A 22,379-nucleotide genomic window follows, 5' to 3' on the forward strand; every position below is an offset into this window, starting at 1 on the left:
CTACGGGCAGCCCAGCGGGTAGGTCACCTCCACCACGGCGCCCGCGGCCGGGGCGCGCATCCGCTCGAAGACGATGGCGTTGGCGCGCGCGTCATACGTCCAGCCGTCCGTCACGGGCACGCCGTCCACCCGGACGGTGATGGCGCCCGGGTCCTCGGGCAGCTCCGTCAGGGGGAAGGTGCGGTTGGGGCCGAAGGCGCTCTCCGACAGCTTCTCCAGCGACGTGGCCCAGTTGGGCGTGCAGATGCTGTCCACCACCCCGTTGAGCTTCCGGGCCAGCTCCATGTAGCGGCTGCCGGAGCTGCTGGACGTGGTGCAGGTGGACAGGTCCTCCGGGCCCACCACGGCGTTGAAGCTCACCTTGGCGGCGTCGTTGCCCTTCAGCGCCAGGAGGTAGGTTTCGTAGAAGGACACGGGCTGCGCGCTGAAGTCCTCCTCGTCCGACAGCACGATGACGGCCAGCTTCGCGTCCTCGCGCAGGAAGCCGCCGTTGCCGTCGGCGGACTCGGGCGTGCGCGGGTCGTCCAAGTCGTAGAGCAGCGGATCCGACAGGGCGCGGTGCGTGGCATCCAGGCCCTGCTCGTTCCAGTGGCACACGCCCACGTGCGTGTTGGTGGCGAAGACGTCCGCCGCGTTGGGCGTCTCCGGCGTGATGATGCGCGGGCTGGAGCCGTCCACGGGGAACAGGCGCCCGTTCTCACCGCCCAGCGCGCCGCCGGGGCACTCGGCCCAGCCGCCGGGGGACGGGTCCAGGCCGGTGGTGGTGACGCCGATGCGGTAGTCCACCTGCGCGGCGGTGGCCTGCGACAGGAAGGCCGCGAAGTTCTCCCCCAGGCTCTGCTGCTCCTCCATCATGGAGCCCGAGTTGTCGATGACGAAGAGCACGTCCACGCGCGCCTCCGCCTGCTGGACGAAGCGGTCCGTCTGGTCCGTCTTGTCCATCCCCCGCCCCACGAGCCCCGCGTTGTAGACGGCGCCGTCCTTCAGCGTGAAGCGCACCGTCGCCGCGTCCTCCCTCTCCTCGCCGGGCGCGTACTTCGCGGTGAGCTTCACGCGCCCGCCCGCCGGAATCGTGGCCGGCAGCGCTCCGGACACCGCGAACTCCTGGCCGGTCTGCTCCAGCTTCATGCCCGTCACCTTCACGTCCCCGGGGCAGTCGTTGTAGGCCATGAACTCGCGGGTGCGCGCGCCGCACGCCAGCCGGCTGACGCCGAAGTCCACCGTGGTGGGCTGCACGGAGAAGCACCCCTGCACGCCCCGGCCCACCAGGTTCACCAGCGGGTGGCCGCGCGTGGGGTGGCTCACCCAGCCCTCCGCGAGCCCCTGGAACTCCCCTTCCGTGGACGGCTGGAAGCGCACGATGAGCGTCGCCTTCTTGCCGGGCGCCAGCACGCTGTTGGGCACCGTCGCGGCGCGGAAGGCGGGGTCCGACCCCGACGCCAGCTGGAGCGCCGACAGGAAGCACGCCTCCGTGCCGGTGTTGCGCAGCGTCACCCCCAGCGCCACCTCCGAGCCCACCGGCACCTGGCCGAAGTCCAGCACCGAGGGCAGCGCGTACTCGCACGGCGCGAAGGCGCGGCCCTCGCCCGACAGCGTCACGCCGTCCGTGGCGCTGGAGCCTCGCTGGGTGGAGGTGACGGCCAGTTGCCCGCTGCTCGCGCTGCCCACGCCCGCGCGAGGGCTGAAGGTGACGCCCACCTTCAGGGTGCCGCCGGGCGCCACCGGCTGGCTCGACGGCGGCTGCGCGAGCGTGAAGTAGCCGCCCGCCTGCGTGGTGAGGTGGAGCCCGGCGACGGACGTCTCCTCGCGGCAGTGGTTGTTCACGGTGACGTCGCGCGTGGCCGTCATGCCGAAGGCCACCGGCCCGAAGTCCAGGTGCGCGGGCGTCACCTCCACGCACGACGCGCCGCCCTCGCCCGTCAGCGTCACCTTGGGGCCGGGCGACGTCGTCTTGGGCTTGCGCACGGCCACCTCCACGCGGCCGTTGCGCACCCGGCCGTTGGCCAGCGGGGTGAAGGCCACGCGCAGCTCCACCACCGCGCCCGGCGCCAGCACGTCGTTGGGGAGCGCGGGCGCGCTCACCACCTTGAACACGCCGGACGGATCCTCCAGCAGCGACGCGCCCTTGTAGCTGAGCGGCTCGTTGCCCAGGTTGCGCACGGTGATGCGCTCCTCGGCGGTGGCGCCCACCGCCACCCGGCCGAAGTCCACGCGCAGCGGCGTCACCTCCAGCGCGCCGGCGACGCCCATCCCCGTCAGCACCACCACCGCGGGCTCGCAGCCGTCACAGACGGCCACGTGCAGGGCCGCCTCCGCGTTGCCCAGCCGCACGGGGCTGAAGGCCACCGGCACCTTGCGCGTCTCATGCGGCGCCAGCGTGGACGGCAGGCCCGCGCCGGCGGAGAACTGATCCGCGTCCGCGCCCTCCACCGACAGCATCAGCGGGCTCTCCACGTCGGAGGGGTTGCGCACCGTCACCTCGCGCATCTCCACCAGCCCCAGGTTCACGTTGCCGAAGTCGAGCGCCGACTCCGGCACCTCCACCAGCGCCTTCACGCCGCGCCCGCTGACGGGCACCTGCGTCGCCGCGCCGCCGGAGGCGTCCGTGAACACCTCCAGCTGTCCCTGCACCGCGCCCTCCACGTCGGGCGCGAAGCGCACCTCAATCTCGTGCTCCGCGCCGGCCGTCAGCGTGAAGGCCTCGAACGCGGGGATGCTGACGTTGGGCAGCGACGAGCGCGCCCCCTCCACGCGGTACGGCGCGCGCCCCTGGTTCGCCAGCCGCAGCTTCATGGTCTTGGTGCGGCCCACCGCGGCGGGGCCGAACTCCAGGAGCTCCGGCCGCGCGGCGAAGCCCGTGCGTGCTTGCTGTGAAGTGGGCCGCTCACACGCCGTCACCGCCGCCACCACCACCGCCAACACCAGCCATCGGAGTCCACGCATACAGAGTCCCGTCCTTCCTACACGCGGCACCGGTGTCCCCCCACACAGCCCTGCTCGTGGATCCGGTCGTCATGGAAAGGTGCAACCCTGGTGCCTGGACGTCCCAACGAGGCGCCGTCGCGCTGCCAACACGGCAAACGGGCACCCACACAGGGGCGCGGCGGTTAACCGGGAAAGCAGGAGATTCCACGTTTCGTGGAAGCGGCTGCAAAAGCTTCAAAAACGGTCGGTGGCACACCGACTCCCTGCCCTCGGAGGCCGTGAGACTTCCAGCCGGTATGAGTGGAGCGCGCAGGACGGCCGGATGTCCGTCTGGTTGGGGGATGCGGGCGGGCGTCCCGCGTGTTTCTCAAGAACCGCTCCGGGCGTGCGTCTTTGCATGCACCGGAACACCCTTTCAGTGATAAAGCGCGCCCCCATGTCCGAGCCCGACGTCATCTCCATCCGTGGTGCCAGGGAACACAACCTCAAGACCGTCTCCCTGGACATCCCGAAGAAGAAGCTCGTGGTGTTCACCGGCGTGTCGGGCTCCGGCAAGAGCTCGCTCGCGTTCGACACGCTCTACGCGGAGGGCCAGCGCCGCTACGTCGAAAGCCTCTCCTCCTATGCGCGCCAGTTCCTGGGGCAGATGGAGAAGCCCCGCTACGACACGCTGCGCGGCCTGTCGCCCACCATCTCCATCGAGCAGAAGGCGGCCAGCAACAACCCGCGCTCCACGGTGGGCACCGTCACGGAGGTGCACGACTACCTGCGCGTGCTCTACGCCTCCATTGGTGTGCAGCACTGCCCCCAATGCGGCCGCAAGGTGGGCAAGCAGAGCGCGCAGCAGATCGTGGATGAGATCATGAAGCTGCCCGCGGGCACCAAGCTCCAGGTGCTGGCGCCCATCGTCACCAACCGCAAGGGTGAGCACAAGGACCTGCTGGCGGAGGCGCAGAAGCGCGGCTTCTCCCGCGCGCGCGTGGACGGGAAGGTGCGCGAACTGGAGGAGCGCATCGAGCTGGACAAGAAGTCCAAGCACGACATCGCGCTCATCATCGACCGTCTGGTGTTGAAGCCGGACCTGCGCACGCGCCTGACGGACTCCGTGGAGACCGCGCTGCGCGAGGGCAAGGGCACGCTCATCATCACGGATGAGAAGGGAACGCTCGCGTCCGACCGCGTGATGAGCGAACTGAACGCGTGCCCCGCGTGCGGTCTGTCCTTCGGGGACCTCACGCCCGCGTCGTTCTCCTTCAACAACCCGCTGGGCATGTGCACGGACTGCAACGGCCTGGGCACCCGTCCGGAGATGGACGCGGACCTGCTGGTGCCGGACCAGAGCCGCAGCATCCGCGACGGCGCGATTGAACCGTGGGCCAGCGGCATGAACCGCGGCGAGGGCTGGACGGCGGACTTCGTGGAGAGCCTGGCGTCCGCGTTCAAGATTGATCTGGACGTGCCGTACGCGAAGCTGTCCAAGCGGGAGAAGGACGTCCTGATGAACGGGGTGAAGGGCAAGTCCTTCACCGTGCAGTGGGGCGACAACGGCCAGTACAACATGGAGTGGGAGGGCCTGCTCGCCCGCACCATGCGCAACTTCAAGACCACGACGTCGGAGGCGCGCAAGGCGGAGCTCCAGAAGTACTTCAGCGACAAGCCCTGCCCGTCCTGCAAGGGCGAGCGCCTGCGCCCGGAGAGCCGCGCGGTGAAGGTGCATGAGCGCACGCTCGTGAACCTGAGCCAGATGACCATCACGGAGGCGCGCACCTTCCTCACGCAGATGGGCCTGAGCGCGCAGGAGGAGAAGATTGCCCAGGAGCTGCTCAAGGAGATCCGCAGCCGCCTGTCCTTCCTGGTGGACGTGGGCCTGGGCTACCTCACGCTGGACCGCACCGCGTCCACGCTGTCCGGCGGTGAGAGCCAGCGCATCCGGCTGGCGTCGCAGATGGGCAGCGAGCTGACGGGCGTCATCTACATCCTGGACGAGCCCTCCATCGGCCTGCACCAGCGCGACAACGGCAAGCTGCTGACCACGCTCAAGCGGCTGCGCGACCTGGGCAACTCCGTCATCGTCGTGGAGCACGACGAGGAGACGATGGAGGAGGCGGACTACCTGGTGGACTTCGGCCCCGGCGCGGGCGAGCTGGGCGGGCAGGTGGTGTCCCAGGGCACGCCCAAGCAGGTGATGGCGGACGAGGGCAGCATCACCGGCGCGTACCTGTCCGGACGCCAGGAGATTGAAATCCCGGAGACGCGCCGCAAGCCCAATCCCAAGCATCAGATCTCCATCGTGGGCGCGACGGAGAATAACCTGCGCAACGTGGACGCGGACATCCCGCTGGGCATCTTCACGGCGGTGACGGGCGTGTCCGGCGCGGGCAAGTCCACGCTGATCAACGAAATCCTGTACCCGGCCCTGGCGCGCGCGCTCTACGACAGCCGCGAGCCCATGGGGAAGCACAAGTCCATCAAGGGCCTGGAGCACCTGGACAAGGTCATCGACATCGACCAGCGGCCCATTGGCCGCACGCCGCGCAGCAACCCGGCCACGTACACCAAGGTGTTCGACGCCATCCGGGAAGTGTTCGCGATGACGGCGGAGGCGCGCACGTTCGGCTACGGCCCGGGCCGCTTCAGCTTCAACATCAAGGGCGGCCGCTGCGAGGCGTGCGAGGGCGACGGCGTGAAGCTGGTGGAGATGCACTTCCTGGCGGACGTCTACGTCCCCTGCGAGGTGTGCAACGGCAAGCGCTTCAACGAAGCCACGCTGCGCGTGCGCTACAAGGGCAAGAACATCGCGGAGACGCTGGACCTGAGCGTGCGCGAAGCGGTGGACCACTTCGGCGCGCACAAGGACATCATGCGCGTGCTCACCACGCTCACCGACGTGGGCCTGGGCTACCTGCGGCTGGGGCAGCCGTCCCCCACCCTGTCCGGCGGGGAGGCGCAGCGCATCAAGCTGGCGCGAGAGCTGGCGCGCGTGGCCACCGGCCGCACGCTCTACATCCTGGACGAGCCCACCACGGGCCTGCACTTCGAGGACATCCGCAAGCTCCTGTCCGTGCTCAACCGGCTGGTGGAGGCGGGCAACAGCGTGCTCGTCATCGAGCACAACCTGGACGTCATCAAGAGCGCGGACTGGCTCATCGACCTGGGGCCCGAGGGCGGCTCGGGCGGCGGGCAGATATTGGCCACCGGCACTCCGGAAGAGGTCGCGAAGGTGGAGGCCAGCCACACCGGCCGCTACCTCAAGCACGTGCTGGGCAAGGCGCGCCGGGCCCGGGTTGGCAAGCGCGTGGACGCGGCCTGAGGGGCCCCGGTAGGGTGGGGGCATGGCCGAAACCTCGACCGCCCCCACCGACCAGCGCTTCCCGCCCCAGATTCCCTACATCATCGGGAACGAGGCCTGTGAGCGCTTCAGCTTCTACGGGATGCGGAACATCCTCACGGTGTTCTTCATCGACTACCTCTTGCGCACGCAGGTGCCGGAGACAGGGCTGCGGGAGGCGCAGGCGAAGGGCCTGTTCCACCTGTTCATGGCGGGGGTGTACTTCTTCCCGCTCATTGGCGGTTACCTGGCGGACCGCTTCTTCGGGAAGTTCCACACCATCTTCGTGCTGAGCCTCGTGTACTGCGGCGGGCACGCGTGTCTGGCGCTCTTCGAGGACAACGCGACGGGCTTCTACACGGGCCTGACGCTCATCGCGATAGGCAGCGGCGGCATCAAGCCGTGCGTCTCCGCGATGGTGGGCGACCAGTTCACCCACAGCAACCGCCACCTGGTGAAGAAGGTCTACGCCATCTTCTACTGGACCATCAACTTCGGTTCGTTCTTCGCGTCGCTGTTCGTGCCGCTGTTGATGACGAAGTTCGGGCCGGCGGTGGCCTTCGGCGTGCCGGGCATCCTGATGTTCCTGGCGACGGTCATCTTCTGGGCCGGCCGCAAGCACTACGTGATGGTGCCGCCCACGGGCCCCAACCCGCACTCGTTCCTCAAGGTGGTGTTCAGCGCGTTCAAGGGTGACGCCCCGAAGGGCGCCCACTGGTTGGACAAGGCCAAGGCCGCGCACCCGCCCGAGGCGGTGGAGGGCGTGAAGGCCGTGTTCCGGGTGGCCGGGCTGATGCTGCCCTTCGTCCCCTTCTTCTGGATGTTGTTCGACCAGAAGGCGTCCACCTGGGTGGTGCAGGCGCGCGCCATGGATCCGCACGTGGGCAGCGTCGTGTTCCAGCCCAGCCAGATGCAGTTCATCAACCCGGCGCTGGTGATGGTGCTGATTCCGTTCCTCACCGTCATCATCTACCCGGCCTTCCAGCGCCTGGGCTGGGAGCTGACGCCGCTCAGGCGCATGCCCATGGGGCTGGTGTTTGGCGCGGTGTCGTTCGTCATCGCCGGCTTCTTCCAGGTGGTGATGGAGGGCGGCACGACGCTGAACATCGCCTGGCAGCTGCTGCCGTACATCGTGCTGACGCTGGGGGAGATCCTCATGTCCACCACGGGCCTGGAGTTCGCGTACACGCAGGCGCCCCGCGAGATGAAGGGCACCGTGCAGAGCGTGTGGCTGGTGACGAACACGCTGGCGAACGTGGCGGTGGCCATCGCCGCGGCGCTCAACGTCTTCACGGGCGCCGCCCAGTTCTTCTTCTACGCGGCCCTGGCGTCCGCGGCCGCCGTGGGCATGGCGCTGGTGGCCCGCAAATACGTCGTGCGCGACTACTACCAGACGGACGCGCAGGCCCCCATGGACGGCCGCAACCCCTCGGTGGAGCCGAAGCCGGCTTAAGGCCCCTCTTGCACGGCCGGGTCCACCGCGGGAGACGCGGTGGGCCCCCGGCGCGGAAGCTCCACCGTGAAGGTGGCGCCCTGCCCCGTCTCGCTTTCGACGCGGACCGAGCCCCCCAGCCTTTCAACAAGCTGGTTCACGATGTGGAGGCCCAGTCCCAGCCCACCGTAGTGGCGCGAGGACACCGCGCGCTCGAAGGCCCGGAAGATGCGCGCGTGCCGCTCCGCCGGGATGCCAATGCCTTGATCCTGGACCTCCAGGCGGGCCATCACGGCGTCCCCCTCCACGCGAAGCTCGATGGGCCTTCCTTCGCCATACTTGATGGCATTGGAGAGCAGGTTGGTGACGATCTGATCCAACCGCGACCGGTCCCACACGCCCGGGACTGGCGTGTCCGCGTGGACCAGGAGCCGGGTCCCCGACGTGGCCAGCTCGGGCGCGAAGCGCGCCGCGACGTCCCGCACCAGCGCGGCGAGGTCCACCTCCTCGAACTCCAGCTCCAGCCGCCCGGCATGGATGCGCGAGACGTCCAGCAGGGTGTTCACGAGCTTCGCCATCCGCTTCGCCTGACGCTCGATGACCTCCAGGGAGTGGGTCACGGCCTCCACTGACGCGGTCCGCAGCGCGCCAGTCCGGCCCAGGCGCATCAGCCCCTGCACCGACAACTGGAGCGAGGTGACGGGGGTCTTCAGCTCATGCGAGGCGATGGAGAGGAACTCATCCCGGAGGCCCACCGCCAGCTGGGCCTGCTGATAGAGGCGGGCGTTGTCCAGGGCCATCGCCGCGCGGCGGGCCAGCTCCTGCGCGAGCGCGAAATCCGCCGGGCCATACGGGCCACTGCCCTCCAGCCGGGCGAGCGTGAGCGCGCCGAGCGCATGGTCCCGCGCGAGCAGCGGCACGGAAATCCACGACTGGAACTCGACGACCTCGGTCAGCGCCTGTCCGTTCCGGACGCACCCCAGTGACATGGCGGCGCACCCCTCCGGGCAGAACTCCGGTTCGCCCAGGCGGAGCACCCTCCCCGGGCCGTGCGCGGCGTTCAGGTCCGGCAGCGCGCACTGCATCCGCGCGGGCGAGGTTGCGCGCAGCGCTTCGGAGCGGGCCTCGGTGATCCGCTGACAGGCATGACTCCCGCCCAGCAGGTCGACCGCGCACCAGTCCGCGAACCGCTGGACGGTCAGCGCGGCCACGCTCCGCAGCGCGTCCTCGGGCGCGAGCGAGCCCGTGAGCAGCCCGGAGGCTTCCGCCAGGAGCGCGGAGCGTCCCTCCTGCTCCTCGGCCCGGGCACGCGCCTGCTGCTCCCGCTGGAAGGTCTGGTCGCGCTCCTGCTCGGCCCGGCGGTGATCGGTGATGTCGATGCCGGTGCCGATGACGTACTCGATGGCTCCCGACTCGCCTCGCAGGACGTTGCTGGACCAGGAGATGAGGCGGCGCTCTCCCCCGCGGGTCAGCCAGTGATTCTCGGCCTGCTCGAACCCCCGCCCCTCCGCGAGCACGGCGAAGTTCCGCGCCACCCGCGCCGCCTCTTCCGGCGGCTGGAGCCGCGTCCAGAAATACGCGCCGCGCAGCTCCTCGAAGGAGTAGCCCGTCATCTCCTGGCACGCCCGGTTGAAGCGGACGATGCGGCCTTCCGGATCCAGGACGATGACCAGGGCGCGGGCCGTGTCCAGGACGGCCGAGCTGAAGTCCCGCTCGTGCTGGAGCGCGCGCTCGCTCTCCAGGGTCCGCGCGAAGAGCTGCCGGTGGATGAGCGCGGTGCGGAGCACGCCGCCGAGCCGCTCCACCATGCCCCGGTATTGCCGTGGCAGGTGCGGCTCGCGGTCGAAGTACAGCAGCAGCACGCTGGATGCAGGCCCGGCGGCCTCGATAGGCACGGACCAGCGCACGAGCCCCGGCGAGGCCAGCTCCGGATAGGACAGGCTGTCCTGGGTCAGTCCCCCCAGCGGGAGTTGGCGGGAGGCCGCGGACAGTCCGCTCGACCCCTGGAGACAGACCTGGCCCCGCGCATCCGACTGGAGCCAGAGGGCCACCGCGCACCCCAGCCGCTCCGCGACGCGGTCCAGGAAGTCGTCCGCGGGCTTGTTTGGATCCAGGAGGTCGAGCGCCGCGACGGTGAGCTCCTGGAGCACGCTCAGCAGCGCGAGGCGCTCCTCGGTGAGCTTGTGCTCCGCGTCCGCGCCGTGTTCCCCCATGCGCCACCTCGTCCCCTCACCCAGGCAGGGCGACCACCACCGCCGTCTTGTTGTGGAACTGGGGGACCCCACCGCCCATGGCCCCCACCTCGCCAAGGGTCAGGCAGCCCACGACCGGGACGCCCGCTCCGAGCGCGTTCTGGAACCTCGACAGCTCGTCCTGGACGCCCTCTTCCAGGAGGAGGTACCGGGAGACGCAATCGAACACCACCGCGCCACCCAGCGCGCCAGGGGTGGCTTGCCGGGCCAGGGTGGCGGCGCCCGCCGCGGCGTCGAGCAGGTCCGTGCGCTTGCCCTCCATCACGCGGACCAGGGAGCCGTCCGGAATCTCGGCGACGAAGCGGACCGAACCATCGGGGTCGACGGACAGGGGGTCGCGGATCACGAACTCGCCGTTGGCCTGGGGAATCCCCAGCGGATGGGTCATCGCGAAGCGGGCGAAGCTCTGCGCATCCAGGGCGTCCCCCCGGCTCGCGGCCGTGCGCTGGTAGACATCAAAGGCGCTCTCGTAGTCGAGCTCGACGGCGGTCGCGCCCCGGGCCTTCGTGACCTGGGAGGGGGGGCCATACGGCGACCAGCCGTGCTGGATGCCGACGCCGAACGGCTCCCGGGCATCGAAGGCAATCACCACCACCTGGTCCTGGTAGGCACGCCCTTGCGTGAACTGGGCCGTCTTCACGAACCGGAGGTTGTTGCCCGCTCCGCCTCCTGCCCAACGGATGCCCGCGCCCGCTTCCTGCTGGGCCCCGCGCACGACCTCCGTCGGATTGCCGCTCAGCGCGTCCGGCAGGATGAGCAGCGCACGCCGGTGTCCCGGCGGCTTGGGAGGCAGCTGGCTGACGGCCTCTGCCACCGCCGCGCGTCCGGCCGCTCTGGGGCGCTCACTGACCGGCCCGCCCATTCCCACGCCGACGCGGAAGTCGTCGCCGAGGAAGAGCGCGATGACCAGCCCCTGGAGCAGCAGCTCGGTTCCCGCGAAGACCCCCGCCGCGCTGCACCCGGCCCAGGGAATGTCCCCCAGCTGTTCACGGACCGCGGACGCCAACGCCACCGCGTCGTACTGGTCCGTGCACAGGACCAGCGCGAAGGTGGCGGCGTCCGCTCCGCGCAGCGCCTCCTGGCTCGCTTCCCGCGCGGCCGCTGTGCAGTCCGGCGAGCGGCTCTTTCCAATGTGAATCCACATGGGCTCCTTGAATCGATACTCACGCGAGAGCGGGCGTGCAGGGACGCCAGGGCCCATGAAAAACGCCGGAGCACCCAGGGGGCGCTCCGGCGTTCGTGCTTCAGCAGGCCGCTCCTGGCTCAGGTGGCCGGTGGACCAGGCCCTGCCAGGCGGTGGGCACGGCACCCGGGCCATTGTCCCTGCATCCACCTGGGGTCAGGCCTCGACGTTGAGTTCAACAGCGTCACCCTCGATCTCGATCACGTCTCCGCTCTGAACCTCGATCTCCAGTCGCTTCCGTCCATCCCGTAGGGAGAGGAGGCGGACTTCATTGATCGACACGCTGGGGCCCCAGGGTTGTTCGCGGGGACAGCGAAGCAGCTTCGTTCCCGTGACATGGACTCCGGCACCGCGCGCGGCCTCCTCGCTCAGCCGCACCCGGACGCGGGTCTCACCCGACGCCCACTCCGTGGTCACGGCAACCAGCGTTGCATCGTGGAGACGGTCCCATCCGATGTTCCCGAGCTGCATGGCGATCACCTACGGAAGCCTGATGTTCGGATGCGATTGCGACGCTCATCAGGGCCGTTTCATGACGAACCCGGCGTGGATGTGCCGTGCCTCGATGACACCGCCATCCCTTGAATCGGGCGCTGCCGCCCTGTCGTCATACGGGTCGAGCGAGAGGTAGGCCGAACCCGACTCCAGGATGAAGGCCGTGTAGCCCGGGACGAAATAGAACGCGGAGCCCTCGTCCCAGGCCAGGTCGAACCGGGTCACGCCGCTGAGTCGCAGGTGGAGTTCCGCCACGGGGCTCTCCGGTCGCGGGACACAGGTGATGTCGATGACAACCCCTGCCCCCTCCCGCGTCTGGACCGCGAACGCACGAAGCGTCCCGTCGTGGAGGGCCCAATGCTCCGCGATCTCATCCAGCGCCTGTCTGCCTTCGGAGGTGTTCATTCCAGGCCCAAAGAAAACGCCGGAGCACCCAGGGGCGCTCCGGCGTGGGTGTTTCAGGGAGACCGCCCCTGGCTCAGGTGGCCGGGTGGATGCTGCCCTGCTGGGCCGTGGGCGCCGGAGCCGGCGTCACTTCGTCCGTGCCGTGCATCATCCGCTTCAGCATGGGGGCGAGGAACAGCAGGATGACGCCCGCCAGGGCCGCGCCGACGACGATGGTGAGGAACACGCTGAACTCACCCATCTTCTCCGAGTAGCCGCCCAGCACGCCGGACAGCTTGTTGGCCACCGCGTTCGCCAGGAACCACACGCCCATCATCGCGGAGACGACGCGCTGGGGCGCCACCTTGCTGACCATGGAGAGGCCCACCGGGGACAGGCACAGCTCGCCCATGGTGTGGAAGAGGTACGCCATGATGACCCACCACGCCGCCGCCTTGCCGTCCGCCGCGCTCTCCTTGGAGGCGCCCAGCATGAAGGCGAAGCCGACCGACAGGAAGATGAGCCCCAGGGACATCTTCACCGGGATGCTCAGGTCCTTGCCCTTCGCCGCCAGCGAGCTCCACACCATCGCGAACACCGGCGCCAGCGCCACGATGAACACGGAGTTGAAGTTCTGGAACCACGTCGTGGGCACCGTCCAGCCGAACATGGAGCGGTCCACCTTCTGGTCCGTGTAGAGGTTCATCAGGCCGCCCGCCTGCTCGAAGCCCGTCCAGAACGCGACCACGAACAGCGCGATGATGAAGATGACGATGATGCGGTCCCACTCCTGGCGGCTGAAGGCGTGGCGCTTGCCGTCCGCCGTCGTCGTCTGCGCCACGGTGGGGCGCGGCGCGGGCGCCAGGCCCACGTTGCCCAGCAGCCGCCCGGACAGGGCCACGAAGATGATGACGCCCAGGGGCATGCCCACGCCGGCGGAGCCGAAGCCCCAGTGCCAGCCCACGCGCTCACCCAGCGTGCCGCAGATGAAGTTGCCCAGCACCGCGCCCAGGTTGATGCCCATGTAGAAGATGGTGAAGGCACCGTCGCGCCGGCCGTCACCCGCGGGGTACAGCCCGCCCACCATGGTGGAGATGTTCGGCTTGAAGAAGCCGTTGCCGATGATGAGGAAGCCCAGGCCCGCGTAGAAGATGGAGATGCCGGGTAGCGCCAGGAGCAGGTGGCCGATGATCATCAGCACACCGCCCAGCAGCACCGCCTTGCGCTGGCCGATGAAGCGGTCCGCGATGTAGCCGCCCAGGATGGGCGTCAGGTACACGAGGCCGGTGTACGTGCCGTAAAGGCCCAGCGCATCCGCCGTGGACCAGCCAAAGCCACCCCGAATCTTGTCGGTGAGGAAGAGCACCAGCAGGCCGCGCATGCCGTAATAGGACATGCGCTCCCACATCTCGGTGGCGAACAACAAATACAGGCCCGGGGGATGCCCCTTGCGGGCCTCGCCCGCGGCGACGGTGCTTTGCATGCCGTGAGTTCCTCGAACGGATGTCTGTGAGGGGGAACGAAAAAGTCGCGCGACTGTAACAGGAGTCACGCGATCAGCGAGGACAGAGGACACCGCGCGTCCTTGGGAATTCCCGCTCCCTGCGCGAGCGGCCCGTTGAGCCCCCGCGCCCCTTCCGTTCGTGGCCGGCCGCGTCAGCCCATGCGCCGCGACCAGCGGCCCCGACTCGCACCCGTGGTGGGGGTGGAGGCCAGGGGCTCCGCGTGCGCCGGGCGCAGGGGCAGCCGGACCTCTACCCGGGTGCCCTTCCCCATCTGGCTGGTGATGCCGATGCGGCCGCCGTGCTGCAGGACGATGCGGCGGCTGAGCGCCAGCCCCAGCCCCGTGCCCTCCCCCGCTGCGCGGGTGGAGAAGAACGGCTGGAAGAGCCGCTCCAGGTCCTCCGGGCGGATGCCCACGCCGGTGTCCTTGATGGTGACGATGGCCTCATCGCCCTGCTGCGCCGTCTCCACCTGCACGCGGCCGGTGTCGCCCACCGCGCGCAAGGCATTGTCCAGGAGGTTCAGCCACACCTGGTTGAGGGTGCCGGGGTCTCCCCAGATGGGGTCCGCGCACTGGTAGGTGCGCTCCACCACGACGCCGGACGGGATGCGCCAGCCCAGCACGTTGAGCGTGGAGTCGAGCGCCGTGTCCAACCGCACCGCCACGGGCTTCTCCGCCGTGCGCACGAAGGACAGGAGTGACTCCGCCAGGTGGCGGATGCGCTGGCCGCACTCCTCCATCACCTCCAGCATGGCGGGGCCCAGGTTGGGGTCGCCGCCGGTCTGCTTGCCCTGGACCACCTCCTTCAGCGGGATGAGCGCGTTCATCAGCCCGTTGAGGGGGTTTCGCACCTCGTGCGCGAAGCCGGAGGTGAGCAGGCCGATGGCCGCCAGCCGCTCGTTCTCCGCCGCGCGCACGGCCGCCTCGCGCAGGCGCAGCTGCGTCTCCACGCGCGCCAGGAGCTCGCGCGGGCTGAAGGGCTTGCCCAGGTAGTCGTTGGCGCCCGCGCCCAGGGCCTCCACCTTGGCGGAGACCTCCTGCCGTGCGGTGAGCAGGATGACGGGCAGGTCCACCGTCTGCGCGTGGGCGCGCAGCTGCACCAGGAGGTTCAGGCCGGACAGCACCGGCATCATCACGTCGGACACCACCAGGTCCGGCCGCTCCTCCAGCGCTCGGCGCACGCCCTCCTCGCCGTTGGTGGCCTCCAGCACGCGGTAGCCCGGCGCGAGGATGTCCGCGATGAAGGCGCGGATCTCCGCGTCGTCCTCCACCACCAGGATGCGCGGGGCCTTCGCGTCCGCGCGCGTGTGGTCCTGCGGCTCCGTGGGGCGCTGCGCCCCGGCGACGGTGGCGGCCAGCACGGTGGCGAAGCGTCCGGAGCTGCGGCGCTCGCGGCGCGTGGGCAGGTCCGTGGCGCGGCGCTCGCGCAGGTCCTCGCGCAGGTGCTGGGTGCCCTTGGGCAGACGCACGCGGAAGCTGGAGCCCTGCCCCGGCGTGCTCGACACCTCGATGTCGCCCGAGTGCAGCTCCAGCGTCTCCTTCACCAGCGCCAGACCAATGCCACTGCCGCCGAAGCGCCGCGTGCCGGACGTGTCCGCCTGGGCGAACCGGTCGAAGATGACGGCCAGGTCCGCGGGCGCCATGCCCTGCCCCGTGTCCACCACCTCCACGTGCACGTCCGTGGCGTCCTCGCGCAGGCGCACCGCGATGCTGCCGCCCGCCGGGGTGAACTTGAGCGCGTTGGACACCAGGTTGTGGAACACGCCCTCGATGCGCTCCGCGTCCACGTGCACCGGAGACACCGGGCCGCCCTCCAGCGTGAGGGTGAGCCCCTGCTTCTCCGCCACGGTGCGGAAGGGCAACAGCTGCGAGGACAGGAACGCGTGCAGCTCCAGCGGCTGGTAGCGCAGGCGCACCTTGCCCGCCTCCAGCTGGGCCAGGTTGAGCAGGTTGTCGATGAGCCGCAGAAGCCGCTGCGTGCTCCGGTCCAGCGTCACCAGGTGCTGCCGCACCACCGTGGGCAGCGACTCCGGCTCCTTCTGGAGCGCGTCCAGCGACAGCAGGATGAGCGTGAGCGGCGTGCGCAGCTCGTGGCTCACGTTGTCGAAGAACTCCGTCTTCAACCGGTCCTGCTCCCGCTGCTTGACGAGCGCCGCCTCCAGCTTCGCGTTGGCCTCCGACAGCTCTCGCGTGCGCGCCGTGACGCGGTCCTCCAGGGCCACGTTGCTGCCAAACACCTCGTCGTAGCGCTGCTGCAATTCGCGCAAGGAGCCCATGTTCGCCTGGGCCTGCGCCGCGAGCAGTTCGTCCTTGCGCTTGATTTCGCGCCGCCGGTCCAGCCAGCCGCCCAGCGCGAAGCCGCCCACGCCCAGCGACATCACGGAGAAGAGCGCGTCCCCCCACCCCACGTGCGTGGCCAGGAGGCCGCACACCATGCCCAGCAGCAGGCCCAGGTAGTGGCCCCACATCGTGGGCGGATCCGTCCACGTGAGGTGGTAGCGGCACGCCTCGCCGCCCAGCACCTGGCACTCCGTCTCCCGCACCTCCGCGGGCGCCAGGCCCCAGATGGTGGGGAAGGACGCGAACTGGCCCATGCGCAGCTCGCAGACGTTGCGGTTCTGCTCCGGGATGCTGCTGCGGTAGGACAGCTTCAGCCGCTTGTGCTCCAGCAGGTCCACCATGAACGTCCCCACCCGGTTGTAGCTGGGGGAGAAGTCGATGGTCTGCTTGTAGCAGGCCTTGGGCGAACCAAAGGCACGCAGCATGTAGAAGACGAAGCCCAGCGCCTGCGGCGACGCGGTGAACAGGCCCGCCTCGCGCATGAAGCGCGAGTCGCCGGACTCCTGTCGCAGCGCCGCCGCCGCGCGCTCCAGGAAGCGCAGCGAGACGTAGTTCGTGGGCTGGCGCATGTAGTCCAGCCCCAGGGTGAACCCGTGCTCGCGCCACACCTTGGCCAGCCGCTCCGCGCCGTAGCGGTGCTCGAAGTAGAGCAGCAGCGTGGACGTGGCGCGGACGCTCACCTCGGGGGCGTTGTCCGGTGACACGTCCTGCACCTTCACCGCCGGAAGGCGTTGGGTCACGGTTTCGTTCCTTCGGTGACCAGTGTCACCGCGTACTTCAGTCCCTCCGGGTCCGCGAGCATCGCCAGGAAGTCGTCGCAGTGCGACTGGTAGGCCTCCTGCGAGCCGAAGACGGCCGCGCCCACGGGGGCCAGCGCCTCGAAGCGCGTCTTCCAATCCCGCACGAGCCGGTCCTCCGCGGCGCCCGCGGCGAGGTAGAAGGGCACCAGGTGCACGCGCACGTTGGCGAGCCCCGCGCGGCGGAAGTCGGAGAACACCTTGCGGCCGACGTGCAGGTCGAACCCGCGCGACGCCAGGGCTTCCACCATGCGCTGCATGCCCGCGTGCAGGCGCTCCGGGAAGGGCCAGTTCTGGAAGCCCAGCCCGTCGATGTCGGACACCACCACCCGCCCCCCGGGCCGCGTCACGCGGATGAGCTCCGCGAGCGCGGCATGCCGGTCCGGCAGGTACTCGAAGACGTACTGGCTCCAGGCGTAGTCGAACGCGTCCGGGGGCAGCCCCGTGGTGCGCACGTCCCCCTGGAAGAACGTCAGGTGCGGGCGGTGGGCGTTGCGCGCCTTCGCCTCCGCGACGCGGCCCTCGTGCAGGTCCACGCCGGTGACGTGGCCGCCCTCCCCCACCAGCTCCGCCATCAACTCGGCGATGCCGCCGGGGCCGCAACCCGCGTCGAGCACGCGGTCCCCCGGCTTGAGGCCCGTGCGGCGGAGGACGGCGCGCGTGTCCTGGGACTGCTCCTGCTCCCAGAGCCGGCGGGACTCACCCTCGGATTCCATGAGGTACATCACCGCGCCTCCTGGTTCTGGGCCGGAGCCGATGCGGCCCGGAGCTTCGTGCGCCGCATGGGCAGCTGCCGTTCGAAGAGCGAGCGCCAGGCCTCGCACCAGCGGCGCACCATGGAGCGGTGGAAGGTCCACTCGGAGAAGCGGCCCTGGTCCACGAAGCCCCGCTCGCACAGGGTCGGCACGTCCAGCGCATCCACCATGCCCAGCGCCGAGCGCCGGCCCCGCTCGCCCGCGTGGGCCATGCACCGCAGCGTCAGCGCCGCCACCGCGTCCTTCACGCGCGGGTGCTCCCGGTCCGCCACCACCAGGTTGAAGCCGTTGGTGACCTCGATGAGGCTCAGGCCCGGCGTGGCCTCATCCTGGAGCGCCAGCGCCAGCGGGCCTGCGTCCCCGTCCACCACGAACATCCGCCGCTCGCGGTGCAGCCCCGCCGCACGGAAGCGCTCGCCCAGGGCCCCTTCCGGGCCGGGGTCCGCGCGCAGGTCCTCGCTGAGCAGGCGCACCAGTTCCCCCCGGCGGCGCAGGTACGACTCCAGCCACTGGCGGTCCTCCGGGCCCGCGTCGCGCACGGCGGGCAGCGTCCTGGCGTCCACGGCGGGCATCAGTGCCAGGTCCGCGCGCAGGTAGTGGAACTGGCGCAGGTGGCACAGCCCCTGGCCCTCCAGCACGCGCGCCAGCCACGTGCCCAGCCGGTGTGGCCAGCGGTTGTCGGTGCGCCACATGTAGCGGATGAACTCCACGTCCTCCATCGCCTCGCCCACCTCCACCGCGAGCGACGTGAGCTCGCTGGAGATCTGCTCGCTGCGGCGGAAGCCCGGCATCACGGCCAGGTGCTGCACCAGCCACGTGCTGGAGTACATGCGCAGGCCGTTGACGTGCCCCAGGAGCCGGTGCGCGTCCGAGAAGACGAGCGAGCGTCCCAGCTCCCGCGCGCGGCCCAGGAGCTCGTGCGTCACCTCCAGCACGGGCAGGACGCGCGACTCTTCTCCGAAGGGATGATCCGGGTGGAAGGTGTAGCGGGCGTCCTCCATCATCCGCCAGAGGTCCGGGAAGCGGAACACCGCGCCGTCGCGCACCTGGGGCGCCCTGGCGGACACGAACGCGTCCACGATGGCGTCGCGCACCGCGCGCGGCATGTCCAGGATGCGCACGCCGCAGCGGTAGGGCCTGAGGCGCTGATCCTGCCGGGACTCGAAGGGGACGACGTCCACCGAGCGCACCTCCACCCGGCACGCCACCTCCGAGCCGTCTGGCAGCAGCAGCGTGGTGTCCAGGTGCGAGCCCACCGGCAGCACCTCGCACGACGCGTCGATGGGGAAGGCGAACCCGCGCGCGCCCAGGTCCAGCACCGCGCGGGTGATGCGCTGGCCGCTGAACGGAGACGTGAAGCGCACGAGGAAGCGGTGCTGCGCGCTGGGGCGGAAGCGCTGCTGCCCGCGCCGGTTCTCCACCGCCAGCGACCGGGGCATGCCCAGCACCACGCCGTCATGCCCCACGTGGAGCATGCTGGTGACGCCCCGGTAGCGCTGGCCGCCCATCTCGAAGGAGAGGTGGACCACCTCCCCCACGCTCGCGGGCAGCCCCTGGGACACCTGCCCGCGCAGGAGGCCCCGCTCGTCGCTCGCCTCCACCGTGGCGGACTCCAGCCGGAAGTGCACCGTCTGGCTGTCGGGCGGATGCAGCCACACGGGCAGCTCGCGCCGCAGCGCCTTGCGCAGCGCGGCCTGCACCGCCACCGCGTCGCGCAGCGTGCGAGGCGGGGCGGCCGTGGCCTCGTCGGAGGCGGGCCGCCAGGAGATGCCCACGCGCAGGAACGCGCGCGTCCCCTGCTGGATGGGGGTGGCGTGGCGCACGTAGGCGCGGCCCACGTGGAGCACGGGCCGGCCGTCGCGCACCATGGACAGCGAGTCCAGGGGCGTGCCCGGCAGGAAGGCCGCCAGCGACGCGTCCATGGGCACCTGGAGCGCGGCGCCGAAGTGGCCCAGGTCCTGGCACTCGGCGGTGAAGGGCTGGCCGCGCAGCATGAAGTCCACGCGCATGCCCGCGTCCAGCGACACGCGCGTGGAGGCGCGCAGCTGGAGGATGTCGCGCAGGCGCGTGCGCAGCTCCCCTTCCGTCAGCGCGTCGTCCACCGTGCTGAAGACGTGCCCCTCCGCGGCCGTCTCCACCAGCTCCTCCAGCCCGTGCTGATCCGACCGCGCGCAGACGAACACGCAGACGGCCTCTGGCGCCGCGCGGTCCACGTGGCGCAGGAAGCGGCGCGCGTTGTCCGCGGGCGCGATGATCAGCGTGGGCACGGACGCCTCCATGCGCCGTGTGGCCTCCAGCTGTGAGCCCACCACCGAGACCCGGTGCGCGCCCAACGCGACCCGGAGCGCGTTGCGGCGCATCTCGTTGGGGTGGACGATGAGGACTTCGTGAGTCGGCACGCTCATGGATTTTTCCCGACGCGCAAGAGCCACACCCGGCGCCCGTGCATGGCGCCATTCCCGTCGACGCGGGGCTCGCACGCGCCCCGTTCCCGCCATCCACACGCCTTGAGTGTCCGAGCCTGGTGCTCTCTCTTGGTGCCAGCGGGGCTCTCGCTGTGACGCCACCCCGGTGAGCCGCCGGCGAACAACCAGCGCGTACTTTACCTGCTCCCACGGATTAGGTGATGTACGCGGGGGTGAGAGGACTTTTCGGAATAGGTTAAAGGCGCGCGGTCTGGCAGGACCCCTTGGTGGGTAGGACCGCACGGGCGGGGCATGGTGGAGCGCGCTGGCCCCGGGCTCCGGACGCCGTTACAGAATGCGCGGGCGACGAGGAGGCCCCCCATGGGCGAGACGGTGGATTACGAGGCCGGAATCCGGGAGCTGAAGCGCTCCATGAACGCGGTCATCCTGGCGCACTACTACCAGGAGAGCGAAGTGCAGGACGTGGCCGACTTCGTCGGTGACAGCCTGGCCCTGGCGCAGGCCGCGGCGCGGACCGAAGCGGATGTGATTGTTTTCTGCGGTGTGCACTTCATGGCGGAGACCGCCAAGATTTTGAATCCCAGCCGACAGGTGTTGCTTCCGGACCTCAAGGCCGGGTGCTCACTGTCGGACCGCTGCCCGCCCGCGGCCTTCAAGGCCTTCAAGGACAAGCACCCGGACGCCTTCGTGGTGTCCTACGTGAACAGCTCCGCCGCGGTGAAGGCGATGAGCGACGTCATCTGCACGTCGTCCAACGCCGTGCGCATCGTGAACCAGATTCCGAAGGACCGCCCCATCCTCTTCGCGCCGGATCAGCACCTGGGCCGGCACGTGATGAAGGAGACGGGCCGCGACATGGTGCTGTGGCCGGGCAGCTGCATCGTCCACGAAATCTTCAGTGAGAAGAAGCTCGTGGGGCTGAAGGTGGAGCACCCGGACGCGGAGGTGGTGGCCCACCCGGAGTGCGAGCAGCAGGTCTTGCGGCACGCGGACTTCATCGGCTCCACCAAGGCCATTTTGGATTACGTGGTGAAGAGCCCGAAGCGGAAGTTCATCGTGGTGACGGAGGCGGGCATCCTCCACCAGATGAAGAAGTCCGCGCCGGACAAGACGTACATCCCGGCGCCGCCGGACAACGGGTGCGCGTGCAACGAGTGCCCGTACATGCGGCTCAACACGCTGGAGAAGCTCTACCGGTGCATGAGGGACCGGACCCCGGAGCTGGTGCTGCCCCCGGACCTGCAGCACGCGGCGCTGGCACCGCTGCAGCGGATGCTGGAGTGGTCCGCCTGAAGAAGGGGGGAAGCGGACTGTCGCTCGCGTCCTACGAATGCCAACTCGCGTCTTGCGGATGGCGGGCCCAAGTGCCATGGAAGAGACGTGGCCTTCCGATTTCTCGCACTTCCCGCCCACCGGCTGGTGGACTTCCCCAAGACCCTGCCGGACGACGAGCGCCTCGAGCCGGACCTGCCTCCGGTGATGGAGGCCGTGGAGCGCGCCCTCGCTGGCGCCGAGTTCCGCGACCTGAAAGCCCGGGACCGCCTGCGGGCCCTGCTCCAGGGGGACCGTCCCCCGGCCCTGGGTTCGCCGGGCAAGGGCTTTGGCCCCAGCGCCATCTTCGCCCAGCCGCCCCAGGACCTGCCGGCGCTCCTGCGCATGGCGGATGAGCTGGAGCAGCTGGCGCGCCGGGAGGCGGGCGAGCGCGCGCTGGTGTGGAAGTGCGGCGAGTGCAGTGCCCGCTACGCGGTGCCGGTGGCCCTGGTGCGCCAGGTGTCCATCCGCTGCGAGCGCTGCGGCCACCCGGTGCAGCTGTCCTCGCAGCAGAGCCTGGGCGAGGAGGCCCTCATCGACCCGTTCCAGGGCGCGGTGAACACCAGCCGGCATGAGCTGGCGGTCTTCTTCCGGGAAGCCATGGCGCGCGGCTGGCCCGTGCTCGTGTCCGAGGGCGGCAACCCTGCCCCGCGCGCGCGTCAGTCCAGCCCGCAGGCCTGAGCCACGGCCGGGAGTCGCAGCGGGGGCCTTCCCAGGCCCCCTTCCCGCTTCAGATGAAGATGCCGGCGGAGGCGTCGTTGCGCGCCTCCTGGAGCTCCTGCGTCGCCGGACGGCCGCGCAGCGCATCCATCACCTGGCGCGGCGCATGGCGGCCCGAGCACTTGGAGCACTCGCACTTGCCGCGCTTGCAGGTGCAGTCCGCCTTGCTGCCGCAGGAGCACTTCGCCGTCAGCAGCTGATCCAGCTCCTCCAGCGGGCGCGGGGCGTCGTCCTTCTTCGCCTCCGGGGCCTGCTGCGCGTCACCCTTGGAGGCGGCCGCCTTCGCGTGGGCCTCGCAGGCGTGGGCGCTGACGGGGACCAGCCAGAGGCCTCCCAGCAGCAATCCCGCGGTCATCAACGTCGCGCTGCGTGCCATGTCGCTCTCCCTGGCGAGGCCCATGAAGACTGGGGGAGGCACCCGCCGGTCCGGCCTATAGCGCAGGGCATTCCCCCTGCCAAGGCATTCGCACGCACCTTTGCCTACCCATCAACAGAGCGCACGGTGCGCTCGCCCGGCGCGGGGGCGC

14 protein-coding genes are annotated in these 22,379 nt (G+C 70.2%); 4 read left to right on the top strand and 10 right to left on the bottom strand.

The window, feature by feature from the left end; genetic code table 11:
- A complete protein-coding gene (locus tag D7W81_RS06220) occupies positions 1–2,943 on the bottom strand; it encodes a choice-of-anchor D domain-containing protein (protein WP_120554394.1) in 2,943 nt (980 codons plus the stop codon).
- A 418-nt stretch (positions 2,944–3,361) separates the two neighbouring features.
- Here D7W81_RS06220 and uvrA point away from each other — a divergent pair, with 418 nt between their 5' ends.
- Together uvrA and D7W81_RS06230 are read left to right on the top strand one after the other, a co-directional pair.
- The gene (uvrA, locus tag D7W81_RS06225) at positions 3,362–6,235 is read left to right on the top strand and encodes an excinuclease ABC subunit UvrA (RefSeq protein WP_120554395.1); all 2,874 of its coding nucleotides are present in this window, start codon (positions 3,362–3,364) and stop codon (positions 6,233–6,235) included.
- 22 nt (positions 6,236–6,257) lie between these two features.
- Positions 6,258–7,706, top strand: a complete 1,449-nt coding sequence (locus D7W81_RS06230; RefSeq protein WP_120554396.1) for a POT family MFS transporter — start codon at positions 6,258–6,260, stop codon at positions 7,704–7,706.
- On the opposite strand, the gene D7W81_RS06235 is transcribed toward D7W81_RS06230, so the two are convergent.
- From D7W81_RS06235 to D7W81_RS06270, 8 genes are all read right to left on the bottom strand, one after another.
- On the bottom strand, positions 7,703–9,898 hold the full coding sequence (locus D7W81_RS06235; RefSeq protein WP_120554397.1) for a sensor histidine kinase: 2,196 nt from the start codon (positions 9,896–9,898) through the stop codon (positions 7,703–7,705). The two genes, D7W81_RS06230 and D7W81_RS06235, sit on opposite strands and share 4 nt — an antisense overlap.
- Before the next feature lie 16 nt (positions 9,899–9,914).
- On the bottom strand, positions 9,915–11,081 hold the full coding sequence (locus D7W81_RS06240; protein ID WP_120554398.1) for an FIST signal transduction protein: 1,167 nt from the start codon (positions 11,079–11,081) through the stop codon (positions 9,915–9,917).
- Between the two features lie 195 nt (positions 11,082–11,276).
- Complete coding sequence (locus D7W81_RS06245; RefSeq protein ID WP_147445361.1) at positions 11,277–11,591, bottom strand: hypothetical protein; 315 nt, start codon at positions 11,589–11,591, stop codon at positions 11,277–11,279.
- 48 nt (positions 11,592–11,639) lie between these two features.
- The gene (locus D7W81_RS06250; RefSeq protein WP_120554400.1) at positions 11,640–12,020 is read right to left on the bottom strand and encodes a hypothetical protein; all 381 of its coding nucleotides are present in this window, start codon (positions 12,018–12,020) and stop codon (positions 11,640–11,642) included.
- 73 nt (positions 12,021–12,093) lie between these two features.
- Positions 12,094–13,482 carry a peptide MFS transporter gene (locus tag D7W81_RS06255; protein ID WP_120554401.1) on the bottom strand — a complete coding sequence of 463 codons (1,389 nt, stop codon included), beginning with the start codon at positions 13,480–13,482 and terminating at the stop codon, positions 12,094–12,096.
- 173 nt (positions 13,483–13,655) lie between these two features.
- Entirely contained in the window at positions 13,656–16,583 is a 2,928-nt protein-coding gene (locus D7W81_RS06260; RefSeq protein WP_120554402.1) for an ATP-binding protein, read from the bottom strand.
- Positions 16,580–17,365 carry a methyltransferase domain-containing protein gene (locus tag D7W81_RS06265; protein ID WP_208721190.1) on the bottom strand — a complete coding sequence of 262 codons (786 nt, stop codon included), beginning with the start codon at positions 17,363–17,365 and terminating at the stop codon, positions 16,580–16,582. Before D7W81_RS06265 ends, D7W81_RS06260 begins: the two co-directional genes overlap by 4 nt.
- The gene (locus D7W81_RS06270; protein WP_120554403.1) at positions 17,365–19,800 is read right to left on the bottom strand and encodes a PilZ domain-containing protein; all 2,436 of its coding nucleotides are present in this window, start codon (positions 19,798–19,800) and stop codon (positions 17,365–17,367) included. Before D7W81_RS06270 ends, D7W81_RS06265 begins: the two co-directional genes overlap by 1 nt.
- Before the next feature lie 381 nt (positions 19,801–20,181).
- Between D7W81_RS06270 and nadA the strand changes: the two genes are divergently transcribed.
- A complete protein-coding gene (gene nadA / locus D7W81_RS06275; RefSeq protein ID WP_120554404.1) occupies positions 20,182–21,114 on the top strand; it encodes a quinolinate synthase NadA in 933 nt (310 codons plus the stop codon).
- A gap of 87 nt (positions 21,115–21,201) precedes the next feature.
- Positions 21,202–21,813 (top strand): zinc ribbon domain-containing protein, encoded by a 612-nt coding sequence (locus tag D7W81_RS06280; RefSeq protein ID WP_120554405.1) that lies wholly within the window; start codon positions 21,202–21,204, stop codon positions 21,811–21,813.
- Between the two features lie 49 nt (positions 21,814–21,862).
- Here D7W81_RS06280 and D7W81_RS06285 read toward each other — a convergent pair whose 3' ends face one another.
- Positions 21,863–22,228, bottom strand: coding sequence for a metallothionein (locus tag D7W81_RS06285; protein WP_120554406.1), 366 nt, complete (start codon positions 22,226–22,228; stop codon positions 21,863–21,865).
- Positions 22,229–22,379: the final 151 nt, after the last annotated feature.

Origin of the sequence: Corallococcus aberystwythensis (assembly GCF_003612165.1) — a bacterium.
GTDB lineage: Bacteria > Myxococcota > Myxococcia > Myxococcales > Myxococcaceae > Corallococcus > Corallococcus aberystwythensis.